At 43.2% G+C, this 13,140-nt stretch carries 10 protein-coding genes; 5 read left to right on the top strand and 5 right to left on the bottom strand.

The genetic code is table 11. From position 1 onward, the window contains the following. Positions 1–70 precede the first annotated feature (70 nt). Positions 71–1,195 (bottom strand): mechanosensitive ion channel family protein, encoded by a 1,125-nt coding sequence (locus tag P5674_RS19660; protein ID WP_006617945.1) that lies wholly within the window; start codon positions 1,193–1,195, stop codon positions 71–73. A 24-nt stretch (positions 1,196–1,219) separates the two neighbouring features. Beyond that, positions 1,220–2,323, bottom strand: a complete 1,104-nt coding sequence (locus P5674_RS19665) for a mechanosensitive ion channel family protein (RefSeq protein WP_006617944.1) — start codon at positions 2,321–2,323, stop codon at positions 1,220–1,222. A gap of 284 nt (positions 2,324–2,607) precedes the next feature. On the opposite strand from P5674_RS19665, the gene rpsO reads away from it, so the two are divergent. From rpsO to aroF, 3 genes are all read left to right on the top strand, one after another. After that, on the top strand, positions 2,608–2,877 hold the full coding sequence (gene rpsO / locus P5674_RS19670; RefSeq protein ID WP_006617943.1) for a 30S ribosomal protein S15: 270 nt from the start codon (positions 2,608–2,610) through the stop codon (positions 2,875–2,877). 66 nt (positions 2,878–2,943) lie between these two features. Then, positions 2,944–3,471, top strand: coding sequence for a PAM68 family protein (locus P5674_RS19675; RefSeq protein WP_006617942.1), 528 nt, complete (start codon positions 2,944–2,946; stop codon positions 3,469–3,471). Between the two features lie 605 nt (positions 3,472–4,076). After that, positions 4,077–5,141, top strand: a complete 1,065-nt coding sequence (gene aroF / locus P5674_RS19680) for a 3-deoxy-7-phosphoheptulonate synthase (protein WP_006617940.1) — start codon at positions 4,077–4,079, stop codon at positions 5,139–5,141. Positions 5,142–5,205: 64 nt separating this feature from the next. Here the strand turns inward: aroF and P5674_RS19685 are convergent, their stop codons facing one another. Next, complete coding sequence (locus P5674_RS19685; protein ID WP_014275844.1) at positions 5,206–6,246, bottom strand: hypothetical protein; 1,041 nt, start codon at positions 6,244–6,246, stop codon at positions 5,206–5,208. Between the two features lie 304 nt (positions 6,247–6,550). Here P5674_RS19685 and P5674_RS19690 point away from each other — a divergent pair, with 304 nt between their 5' ends. Beyond that, positions 6,551–7,042, top strand: a complete 492-nt coding sequence (locus P5674_RS19690) for a L,D-transpeptidase (RefSeq protein ID WP_006617938.1) — start codon at positions 6,551–6,553, stop codon at positions 7,040–7,042. Positions 7,043–7,164: 122 nt separating this feature from the next. Further along, a complete protein-coding gene (locus P5674_RS19695) occupies positions 7,165–8,847 on the top strand; it encodes an ABC1 kinase family protein (protein ID WP_006617937.1) in 1,683 nt (560 codons plus the stop codon). Between the two features lie 70 nt (positions 8,848–8,917). On the opposite strand, the gene P5674_RS19700 is transcribed toward P5674_RS19695, so the two are convergent. Continuing rightward, entirely contained in the window at positions 8,918–10,708 is a 1,791-nt protein-coding gene (locus P5674_RS19700; RefSeq protein WP_006617936.1) for a class I SAM-dependent methyltransferase, read from the bottom strand. Between the two features lie 114 nt (positions 10,709–10,822). Continuing rightward, positions 10,823–12,313, bottom strand: a complete 1,491-nt coding sequence (locus tag P5674_RS19705; protein WP_006617935.1) for a serine/threonine-protein kinase — start codon at positions 12,311–12,313, stop codon at positions 10,823–10,825. Between the last annotated feature and the right edge of the window lie 827 nt (positions 12,314–13,140).

Consider the following 13,140-nt stretch of genomic DNA (forward strand, 5'->3'; position numbering starts at 1 on the left):
TTATTACTCTGCCTCTTTCTTTCGATTGAGGCTTTGTTTTTTGATAATCTGGTATGCTGACTTAATAACATTAAATCGTCACAGGAGACTCAACATAAATATTCGGTTCTTGCATATTGTACTTAATGCCATATCGCTTGAGTTTTTCCGTCAAACTTTGATTAGTTGATGCTAGTAAACTCTTACGCAGAGAAATGGCATTTTCACTAGAACCTAAAATAAAGAATGTCACCCGGGCGCGAACATTACCGGTTTCTCCATAATTAAATAGGGAAATCTGGGTGCTTCCGGGGTCTATACCAAATACTGAATCGGTACATTCCTTAATAGCCTGTTCTACTAAAGCCTGTTCGCGATCGTCAAGTTCAGTGATAAAATCAAGGTATAGTAACACCATGACTTTTTTACCACGACTTATATTTTCGATCGCCAACCTCATTAAATTAGAGTTGGGAATAATTGCCAAGGTTCCCTTAGCTGCAATCCGAATTTTAGTAGACCGTAACCCAATAGATTCTACTCTCCCATAAATACCCTCAAGATCATCACCACGTTTTGGCAGTCGGATATATTCTCCACGGACAAAGGGACGATCTAAACGTAAAACTATTGTGCCTAAAATCTGTTCTAAGGTACTTTGGGCGGCAAATGCTACCGCTAAACCACTGACGGAAGCCCCTGCTACTAATGCACCTAGGGGGAGTTGTTGACTCTGAGCAAATGCTACGGCTGCTGTAAATCCAATTACAACATTGGCAATAGTTTCAAAGACCAAAAAAGTCTCGTCAACTTCCATGCCATATTTTCGGATAATCGGAATACCATAAATTCGCACCAATTGCCTAAATAACCGAGAGGCTAACCAGGCTATACTCGCAATTAGGGCTAGACTAACAAAGGGGCGAATAAAACGATATAAAGCCCGATTTTCTTCTAGCCAAATCATTGACATAGAAATCAGAGTAAAAATGCCAACCATCCGAAAAGGTTGTTGGATAGGTCGCACAAAGTTCTCGGAAATTTCCTTGCCATTTATGGGGATAGCCCGCCTAATAATATATTGTATAAGGCTAGGGGTGTATTTTCCTATTAAGCAAGATATCAATACAAAGATTATAAAAATCAGAGGCTTAGGAATCGAATATTCCTGAATAATATCAAAAATGGCTGCATCAGGATCAATGGGGTTCCACATAGTATTTGGCTTGATTAACTGTAATTAAACTGTGATGGGTGCATCAACGTAAATATTTTGATCTTCAATATCAAAGGCAATTCCGTATTGCTGTAAATTCATACTAATGTCTTGATTTGCTAGATCTAGCATCTGACGACGCAGTTCCAAGTTGTTACGATTTGCACCTAATATAAAAAAGGTTACTTGGGCTTGAGTTTTGTTTTCTCCGGTGATTTGCTGTAAATTTTTAAAGCTAACATCAGTGCCTCTAGGGTCAATTCCAAAGGTGTTTTTAGTGCTTTCTAAAATTACTTGACGGATGAGAGCTTGTTCCTCAGAATCAATGGCAGAATGAAAGGTTAATCCTAGGATTGATATAATTTTTCTGGCTCCAGTATAGTTTTCTATACTGAGTTGAGTTAAGGAACTATTAGGGACAATAACTATGGTTCCTTTTCCTGATGTGCGAATTTTGGTCGATCGCAATCCCAAAGATTCTACCCGTCCGAAAGTCCCATCAGGTAAACCGATGTAATCATCAACGACAAACGGCCGATCCAAATACAGCACAATTCCCCCTAGAATTTGGCTGAGGGTATTTTGAGCTGCAAAAGCGACGGCTAAACCACCTACCCCTAAACTAGCAATTAATCCGACAATGTTAATTTGGTGAGTCTGAGCAAATACAACAATTGCGACTAGAATAATTACGCAGTTGGCTAGAATTTTAGCCACCAATAAAAACTCACTGTTAATATTGCGACCTTGTTTGGAGGCTACATCAATAATATATAAATCAAAAAATCTTTTAAAGATGTCAGAAGCCAACCAACTGACCAGAATAGTTAGGGCGAAACTGATGATAACTTCTAGGAAACCTAGATAAATTATGAAATCTGAATTAACCCAGAAAATTTCAATTATGACCAACAATACAGCGACAGCGGCAGGGATTTTATAAGATGATAAAATTTCGGAGTAACTAGATATCCGTTCTTCAGGAATTAACTTAGCGATCGCCATTCGCCATAGTTTCGGTAGTAGCCATAAACCGATCAAAGCCGAGATTAGCCCCAACAGTAGTAATGCCAATTTCAGCAGGGGATTAAACCCCCAAACGATCGCATCTGATGTTGTTTCAACCATAAACCATTAAACTCTCAACCATAACCAGGACTCGTTGAGAAGATATCAAGGCATCCATTGGTGGTGAATGTGTGTATCAGACATCGCCATCACCCATTAACCCGTTAACCCACAATCGGTTACCGGAACCAGACTCAACTTTGTACCCAATGCAATTATAAAGGGCGATCGTACCTAGCTGCATCCATCTCCAGGCATAAATTCTTCTCAGCACAACCAGTCCCAGCTACAATATGCTAAGATAAAGAATTGTGTAAATTTAACCAACGCTAAAATTCTCAACTATGGCTCTGACACAACAAGATAAGCAAAAAATCATGGCCGAGCATCAAGCTCACGAAACAGACACCGGATCTTCGGATCTACAGGTAGCCATGCTCACCGAAAGAATTAACCGACTCAGCCAACACCTCAAAGCCAACAAGCATGATCACGCTTCCCGTCGTGGTCTTCTCCAGATTATCGGACGCAGAAAAAGATTATTAGCCTATATTAATAAACAGGATCAGCAACGCTATCGCGAACTGATCACCCGTTTGGGAATCCGGGGCTAAATCATAGCAGATTTACCCAATCGTACCAAATTCCTGTCAAACCACCCACAGCACTCACAATCTACCATGTCCTCCGATCGCTCCCGTCAACCACTTCCCTTTGAACCGAAAAAAACCCGCAAAAAGCAGGCTGACAGTGGGAAATCAGCCCCCTCAGAACAGGGAAAACCGGAGAAATCGGTTTCACCCAAGGTGGCTAAAACCCCAAAAAACAGCCGGACATCGGACACCTCAGCCCCGCGCCGTCAACCTAGACGGGAAGATATGACTATTCCGGAAGTAGTCAGTCAGCGGATGGTGTCGCGGATGGTGTTTCTATCGGGTATTCCTCTGTTAATGGCTATATCTACCTTTGTGGGCAGTTATTTTATTGTCACCAATGAGATATTTCCCCTACCCAACACAGCAGTATTGCTGGTGAGTCTGGGATGCTTTGGCTTGAGTGTGGTGGGTCTTAGTTACGGGGTTCTCTCGGCTTCTTGGGATGAAGACCTAAGTGGGAGTTTCCTAGGTTGGCAGGAATTTAAGATCAACCTAGGGCGGGCGATAGAGGCTTGGAAAGAAGGTCGCCAGCAAAGTTCACCCAAAAATTAAAAAAGCCTAGGGGAATTCCCTTACCCCAAAAGGTAGGGGATGAAGGTCGGGTGAATGGAGAGGGTCGATGCCTCGAAAACGAACAAATCTAAAATTATCGGATGTGGGGGTTCGGGGGCAGCTCTAAAACCCCGTCCTTTCGGGTCAGAGATACTTCGACAAGCTCAGTGTCGGAAAAATTGACAAATTCCCAAAGACTGAATTCTTACAATAGATGTGATAGCCGGAAGCAGAAGGGTTCAAACAACCGAGAGAAAGCCCGGCTGAAGGTAGTCAGAATTGATGCGGTCATTGCCGACAGCCAGCGGGATTTCACCGATAAGCCTACGGGCGGGTGTAGGGTGCGTCATCATCGATTAGCATCGATTAGCCTTGTTGGGAGAGTTGGATAGAGATGATAAAATCTGTCGATTTTAGATCTAACGCTATGGTTGGTAATGATCGCTATAAAAATTTCGTGCTGGAAAGTGCTGCATACAGGCCAAACTATAGGAAGATACAGCACCTCTTTCTTCCTCCCCCAATCAGGGACAGCAGATTAGATTGGGTCTGTACCGTTTATGAGCCACTAAAAATTGTGGCTGGCAAAATTTTGTGAGGTTTACATGATTATTGTAATGAAAGTTGGCTCTCCAGAAGCCGAAATCGAACGTCTTAATGATGAACTCCGCAGCGGTTGGGGTTTAACACCAGAAAAAATCGTCGGAAAACATAAAGTTGTGATCGGGCTGGTAGGAGAAACAGCAGGTCTTGATCCCCTACAACTCCAGGAAATTAGCCCATTTATTGAACAGGTGTTACGAGTTGAAAAACCCTACAAACGTGCTAGTCGGGAATTTCGTCACGGAGAGTCGAGTAATGTAGCTGTTACCACTCCCAGCGGAATAGTTAACTTTGGCCAAAATCTTCCCCTGGTGGTGGTGGCGGGTCCCTGTTCGGTAGAAAATGAACAAATGATCGTGGAGACGGCGCTGCGGGTGAAAGCTGCTGGGGCGAAGTTCTTACGCGGTGGCGCATATAAACCTCGCACGTCTCCATACGCTTTCCAAGGTCATGGAGAAAGCGCTCTGAACCTTTTAGCTGCTGCTCGTGAAGCGTCAGGACTGGGAGTGATTACGGAGTTAATGGACGCGGACGACTTAGAAAAGTTGTCTGAGGTGGCGGATGTGATCCAAATTGGCGCTCGCAATATGCAAAATTTCTCCCTGCTGAAAAAAGTAGGGGCTCAGGATAAACCAGTATTGCTGAAGCGGGGTATGTCTGCCACTATTGAGGAATGGCTAATGGCGGCGGAATATATCTTAGCGGCGGGAAACCCGAATGTGATTCTGTGTGAACGGGGAATCCGCACTTTCGATCGCCAATATACCCGCAATACCCTTGATTTGTCGGTGATTCCGGTATTGCGATCGCTCACTCACTTACCAATTATGATTGACCCAAGCCACGGCACGGGATTTGCGGAGCACGTTCCATCTATGGCTAAAGCGGCGATCGCGGCTGGGACAGACTCGCTCATGATCGAAGTTCACCCCAACCCAGCCAAAGCCATGTCAGATGGTCCTCAATCCCTGACTCCGGCAGATTTTGATCAACTAATGCAAGACCTAGCCGTTATTGGTAAATCGGTGAACCGCTGGTCGGATCAGCCAGTTGCAGTCCCCGCCTAGTCTCATCCAGGTTTAACCACCATCTAAGTCTCAAATGCACGGGTTAAGGCTCGTGCATTATTTATTAATCTGTGTGGGAGGAATCACTATTTTTAATCAGCATATCCACCTGATGGGTGACATTTTTAAGTAGCTGGTACAGCAGAGGCAAATTTTCCGATGAAAGATTAGCGGAATTACAATGTCCTTGCAAGTCATTAAGTTTCCTTTGCAATTGTTGAGCCAGACGCAAAGCATCCAAACTCAATTTTGATAGTTGTTGCTGTTGATAAAACTTTAAAGCCGCTCCTCGTAATACCTGTAAATTAGCTTCCTCGCCATAATTACCCCTGACCAATCGCAGCCTCAACAGCAGATGAGTATTACAATAAACCCGCTCAATTTCTATCTGTTTGGGTTGGGAAATCGGCAGCATAGGCAGTTTCACCAAGCGCTTTAACTCATTAATCACCCATTGAAATTGTGATGGTTCTAAATTATCAATAACAGACTTGAGAATACCATTTTGGCTCCACAAAATCCGCCCTTTGGATTCTTGCCTCTCAAAATACAGTCGGCCAATACCCTCCAACAATACCCTAGCTAGTAACTCTTCTAACAACTTTGGTGGTGGTAACTTCGCCAGTTGCTCTATGGGACTACTCAGGTATTCGGGACGAAGATCGAGCTTAGGTAACATTTGATTAATGTTCTGTCCCCCTGGAGGTTGTTTAGCCCTTGGCTGTTTTGGGGAATCTGGCGGCGATTTTTCCCCGGAGGCTAATGGTTCAGCGGGAGGGGTAACAGAGTCATCTAAAGGGGTTTTTTCGGTGTTGGGTTTTTCGCTATGGTACAAATAGGCAGTCAGAATGGAGCGATGGCTCTCAGCCGAAATCTGCTGACTCACAACAGAGCAATTTAGATATGCTAATATCTGGTGGGCATAATTTACGGCTAATTCATCATTAGGATCGACCATACCTAAGTAAAGGGTATTATCCTTGAGAGATATGGGCAGAATCCGATGATGAAGACAGACTTCAAAGGGCAAAATACTGTCAACCAATGGAAAAATCTGTCCAGCATCTAAATATTCCATTTCGCCTGTTTCCGAATTTGTTAACATGAGCCAACTTGACAATAGTAAATATTTTTGGTTGCCTGAAAATTTAACTGAAACCGACAATTATCAATGATTATAGTGTGTGGATTTACTGTGTCACGATTTTTACTGTCCGGCACAAGAATTGACGGGATTTGATATTTATTAGGACATCCATATCCCAATCATAGCACGCTGGGCGATCGCCATTTTCTTGTTTAAACCCCTAGGTAAGTTATTGAGAGTTATGTTCAGATCATTTCTTTCACCGGCCTTCACTCCAATGATATTACTATCATTATTATCAATACTGCTCCCTGATCATAGTATGGCTGCCGCTACCAGCCCAGGTGTAGATGTGGCAAAAACTGGAATTTCCCCAAAATTTGCCACAGCCTATCATGTCAGCGATTGGCTACAATATTCTCCTAGTCAACTGGAATTAGTGATTCGCTTAGGAGAACGTCGGGTTTATGTCTATAACAACACACAGCTTGTAACTAGCTATCCCATAGCCATTGGTAGAAACGGATGGGAAACCCCCATCGGTCACTATCAGGTTATTCAAATGATCGAAGACCCAATCTGGGAACATCCTCTAAATGGAGATATTATCCCCCCAGGTGGAGATAACCCCCTTGGTAGTCACTGGATTGGATTTTGGACTGATGGCACCAACTATATAGGTTTTCATGGCACACCCAATGAAGAAACTGTCGGACAAGCGGTTTCCCACGGTTGCGTTCGTATGTTCAACCGGGATGTGTTAGCGCTATTTAACAAAGTGCAACTGGGAACCCCCGTCATTGTTGAACCCTAGATTGAGATTGGTCATCCCAGGGAAAAAAGCCCAGGAGACTCTAATATGTCTGCTGTTTCCACGCTCAGTAGAAAATCGACACCATAAGCGACTAAAATAGACAAATTGCCCGAAATCCTCGAATGCTAACTCAGAAAACTCCTAAACCCCTCCGTTGGCAGCGCAGCAAATACTCACCCCTCACGCGACAGATTGATGTTTTTTCTGCCGCTGGGACGTTTCTGTTCTATTTGTGGTGGGATCGGCTTTGGGGAAATAATGCCTCGGCCACTAAACAAAAGCGGGCAAAATGGTTAATTAAAACGATGCTTGACCTGGGGCCCACATTTATTAAAATTGGACAAGCCCTTTCTACCCGTGCTGATATTCTGCCCTTAGAATATGTGGCGGAGTTAGAAAAACTCCAGGATCAAGTGCCTCCTTTTAGTGCCGATCGCGCTGTAGCTATTATTGAGTCAGAATTGGGCAACTCTTTATTTAGCCTTTATCGTGAGTTTAATGAGCGTCCCCTAGCCGCCGCCAGTCTCGGACAGGTTCACCGGGCTAAATTGCATACAGGGGAACAGGTGATAGTTAAAGTTCAACGCCCAGGACTTAAAGAACTTTTTGATTTGGATATGCAGGCGGTACGTCGTGTAATGCGCTTCTGTCAACGTTCCTTTGCTTGGGCAAGGCTCTATGATCTCGATGCTATATATAATGAATTTTTCATGATTTTATATCAGGAAATTGATTATATTAAGGAAGGTAAAAACGCTGACAGATTTCGAGATAATTTTGAGAATTATTCAGGTATTATTGTTCCTAAAGTTTACTGGGAATATACCACCCATAAAGTTTTGACTCTGGAATATTTACCGGGGATTAAGGTTGATGACCGGAAAACTCTACAAACCTGCGGTGTTGACATTAAACGAGTTAACCAATTAGGGATTTGTTGCTATCTTAAACAGATTTTACAGGATGGCTTTTTTCAAGCAGACCCCCACCCCGGAAATATTGCTGTTAGTCCTAATGGTAGTCTAATTTTCTACGATTTCGGGATGATGGCTGAAATCAAGGCTTTGGCTAAGGATCAGATGATCCGCAGCTTTTTTGCGGTGATGCGAAAAGATGTAGATGTGGTTATTGACACTCTGATTGATATTGGTTTAGTTGAACCGATGTCTGATATGACTCCGGTGCGGCGCTTGATCAGGTTTTTGTTAGATGAATTTACGGAGAAACCTATTGATTTTCAAGCATTTAATGTAATTAAAGATGAACTTTATATAATGTTTGAACAGCAGCCTTTTCGCCTACCTGCTGAGATGACATTTTTACTCAAATCTTTAACTACTTTAGACGGAGTAGCCCGCGCCCTAGACCCTGAATATAATTTGGTAGACTGCGCCCAACCTTTTATTAAAAGTGTTACTGTTTCTAAGCAGGAACGGGGTAGTTTGGTGGGAGAGTTGACTAAACAGGCGCGAGATTTTATCAATTTTAAATTCAATCAACCTAGCCGTGCTGAGGTATTTATTAGTCGCCTAGAACAACGCATTGAGGAAGGGGAAATTAAGTTTAGGGTTCGTTCTATTGAAAGCGATCGCGCTTTGAAACGGGTGAATTTTGCCCTGAAAACTTTGATTCATGGCTGTTGGTCAGGATTTACTCTGATTTCGGGAATATTATTAATAATTGCTGGTAAAAATGGCTGGGCTGTTTTTTTCCTGGTCATGGCTGGGGTGGGGGTGGTAATATTTTTGCGATCGCTTCTCAACCTCTCCATTCGTGAACGTCTAGACCGCATGGCGGAACAGTAACAGCCTAGCCTCCTCAGTCATCCTTGTTAGAGATTCCTTATTGTTAATTAATGATCAGATCTAGAGAGATTTATTGACGTTGTAGTAAAACGGCGGTTTGCCAATAATAAGCCTCTTGGCGAATTTCAATGACTTGAAAAAACGGTTGTACCATCTTACAGAAATAATCGAGGTCATAAAAAACGAGCGATCGCGTATCTCGACCCAAGGTAAACATAGCAAAATCCGACGTACTATATTCATCATATTTTTGTAAACATTCAGCCCTTTGGTCTGGCGGCCAAACATTATTATTAGATAACCACTTTTCCTTAAAGTCTTTAATTAGATTCATGAGATGCTGTTCTTGGATAGTAATATAAGCCATACCACCAGGACTAAGAATCCGACGGAGTTCTAATAACCAAGCCTCAGCCAAATCATCAATATGGGTAAAAACTGAACCAGCATAAATCAAATCAAAATATCGATCCTCAAAGGGTAAATGGGGATTAGTTGTGCAGGTCAAAAAGTGAAAAGGAGGCCTCATATATTGCTTACACCAGTGAATGCAGTCAGCACTAATATCAGCCCCCCAAATTTCGCAGGTATTAGCTTGATCGCTTAAAAATCTCATCATTCTTCCAGACGCACAACCAAAGTCTAAGACGCGACTTCCTGGCTTTAAAGAAAACTTAGCTTTTTGTAGGGATTCTAACAATAGGCGAATTTGAATTTTACCAGATTCAAGATAGTAGTCCTCCCCCCTGTCTGCAAATACTAGCATCAGGGGACGTGGAGGGACAGGAAACTGCCAGGTTTTGGTTTTAGAGTCCTGTCGTGCGGGGGTAGGTTTAGGCATCATATAGGATGCGGAATCCCCTGATTTTGGGTAATATTTTAACCAATCAATAGGTTCAAGATTATGGGAAATTTGAGGCTCTTGTGATTGGAGATGATCTAATTTGTTGTGAAGTTCTTGTAACCTATTCTGTGCGGCTGTAAAATCTGGCTTTAGTTCCAAGACCTTTTGAAAAGAAGCGATCGCCTCATCAATCCTTTTAACTTTCTGTAAACACTTAGCCAATTTATAGTAAGTTTGAGGGGAATTGGCGTTAAGTTTGATGGCGCTTTGGTAAACCGGAATCGCCTGGTCAAATCGCTTGAGATAGACTAAGGTATCAGCTAAATTACTATGAGTCCAGAAAAAATTAGGGTTAATTTCAGCAGCTTTTTGATAAACGGGAACCGCCTCCGACCAGCGTTTAAGGTGTCTGAGTGCATCTCCCAAATGATTATAAGCCCAACAAAAGTTAGGGTCAATTTCTATAGCCTTTTGATAAACGGTAACCGCCTCCGACCATCTTTCAAGTTGAATTAAAGCCTCACCCCAATTATTATAAGTCCAGAAAAAAGTCGAGTTAATCTGAGATGCTTTTTGATAAACAGAAGCAGCATCTTCCCATTGTTCTTGTTGACTGAGAGCTTGTCCTAGGTTATTATAAGCCCAGAAAAAGTTAGGGTCTAGTTGAATAGCGTGCTGACAGACTGGAACAGCATCTTCCCAGCGTTCAAGTTTAATAAAAATCCCACCCAAACTATTATAAGACCAGGAATCTTCGGGATTAAGTTTAATAGCTTGTTGATAAGCACCGATCGCCTCTTCTAATCTACCAGCTTTCACCATAAGATTACCCCATTTTGGGTAAGCATCAGCCCAACTGGGGACCAAGACAGTAACTTGACGATAACAGGCGATCGCCTCTTCAAGTTTATTTTCAGCAATACAAGTATTCGCCTGCTGATATAGTTGCTTAACAGCAAGTTGAATTTTTTTGCTAAAGGTTTGGTCAGCATTAGGTTGAGGGGGATCTTGAGACATAAAAACCTCCAGAAATGCTTTGATAGATCAATTCTATCAGTCATGGGGATTTCTGGGTGAGATTTCCCCAGGGACAGATCAGAGCAGTTGCTATAATATTTCAGCCGTTGTCTGTTACAATCCGCAAGCCTCGACACTTAAAAATAAATGTTCGAGCAGCCATAGAGTTCTATCCCACTCTCGACCAGCCATGACACTCAAGGCGGGTAGATGACCTTGGGGGGCTTTGAGAGAAAATGATAACTGATCATAGTCTTTGACATATATCTGATCTGATGGCTGGCGATCGCACCATCCCACCCGTTGAGCAAATTCTGTAGTGTTTTGGTTAACCTGTTCCCAGATCCGCCTTTGAACCCCAAAGCCAAACCGACCGCCACTAGCCTGTTCCCAAACTTGATTAATTTCTCTTAACTCTCGACAGGGAAAAGTAGCTATTTGTGCGGTACTAAAACACCCAGCCTGACTACCGACAATTTCCAGCATTAACCGAGAAGTTTCAGCGTCCGCCTCCCGCCATTTTCCGGCTTTCATGAGATCCTGTAACTTTTGATAAGAATTCAGTTTAGGGGTAACTTTGGGGGGAGGTGGGGGAGTAGCAGCGTGGGTATATTTTTCGGTTGAGTGGGTATATTTTTGGGTGATCGGTGGAACAATGCGCTGATAGTTCTGGGTAGGTATAGGTTGATAGTGATAGGGATAGGGCTGTTTAAGAACTTGTAGCACTTCTTGAGCTGACTGATAGCGATCGCGAACAAAATCCCGGGTTAAGCGGTCCAAAACCTCTGCTAATTGTCGCGGGACAGAAACATTAGCTGGTAAACGTTCTCGCCATACCCAACGCCCTTCCATAGCATCATAGAGGTCATCTCTACCACCTTCTGAGGGTAAACACCCAGTCAGCAAACGCAAACAAGTCACCCCTAAACTATACAAATCACTAGCGGGGTAGACCTGACCTCGTAACTGTTCCATAGGTACATATCCAGGTGTACCGACAGTAGTTCCCTGTCCCACCGTGGTAGTTCCCTTCACCTGTTTAGAGACACCAAAATCAATCAGGATTAACTGATTATCGCGGCTACGGCGCATGATATTTTCTGGTTTGATGTCACGGTGAATTATATTGCGATTGTGGATAATCTGGAGGATCTCAAGCAATTCAGACAAAATTTGATAAATCTGATCAGGATTAAAATGTCCCTTTTGCTGTAACTCCTGCAACAGATTCTGTCCATCAATATATTCTTGCACCAAATAAAGTCGCCTATCCTGTTCAAAATAGGCAATCAACCCCGGAATTTGGGGATGTTCCCCTAACTCATATAACCGCTGGGCTTCTTGTTTAAATAATTCTGTGGCTTTTTGTCGCGCTGCTGTTCCCTGAACTTGGGGCATAAATTGCTTAATCACACAGGGATCATTCATCCGATCCACATCTTGGGCTTCATAGGTGCGACTGAACCCCCCGTATCCCAATTGTCGAATTACGCGATAGCGGTTTCGGAACAATGGCAGCAAAATCGGCGCCCCACAGCTTTGACAAAATCGATAACCCTCATTATTAAATGGGTTAGGGCAACTTGGGTTGCAACAGTACAGCATCTCCAGGGTTGAACGAGTTTGCTCTATTGTCTCATGTTTCTCGATCTACCCTGGTGGCTGTTCAAATTGGCTCAGGGTTTTTTGAGGATAATCCATTACCAAAGATTTTGGGTCACTAGCCCCGTCCCTTCGGCTTTGCTCAGGACAAGCCTTCTAGGACGGCTTTTCATGTTAGACTATTTTGTAGAGGTGCGAGACGTTCAGGCATGAAATAGGGTTGCAATACCCGAAATAACTGCCTGATGGGGATTTCAGCCCCTTGGCTGAATACAAGAGGCTCGCCTCTGACCATCCCCATAACTGCTTATATGTCCCAACGATTTGTATCAATAAGATACCAAATCAAGGCAGGAAACCCAAGGTCAATATACTCTGTAACAATTCGTAACCATCCTTAACATAACGAGAAATTACGAAACAGAGTTGAGGGTAACGGCGATAGCCACCCCCAGTTTTGGGAATCACAAACCCAGGACTGAAGCGGGGAACGGAAGGCTCCGAGGTGTAACCCAACACCAGAAACGAGACCACTGCCAACCATCCATGATTAGGGAAACCGAATGTCCGGCTTGAACCATCGTAATAATGTAGTAGCGAAATAGGTTGATACGCTGCGCTCAAAAGAGTAAGGGGAAAAGTAGGGGTTTTTTTTTACTACCTACACAGACCTTTAAAAGTACCCCGGTGGAGAGGACAAATCTAAAGATGGAATGCCCATATAAACGGAACGTTTTAAGTCCTCCTGGACTCTGATTATCTGGTCGAGATATCAGTAGGGATAAGTGTAACCGCAAGTCCTAGAGGATGTGAGATGTGACCAGAAGCCT

The sequence above is a fragment of the Limnospira sp. PMC 289.06 genome, from assembly GCF_032350395.1.
In the GTDB taxonomy this organism is placed as follows: Bacteria; Cyanobacteriota; Cyanobacteriia; order Cyanobacteriales; family Microcoleaceae; genus Limnospira; species Limnospira platensis.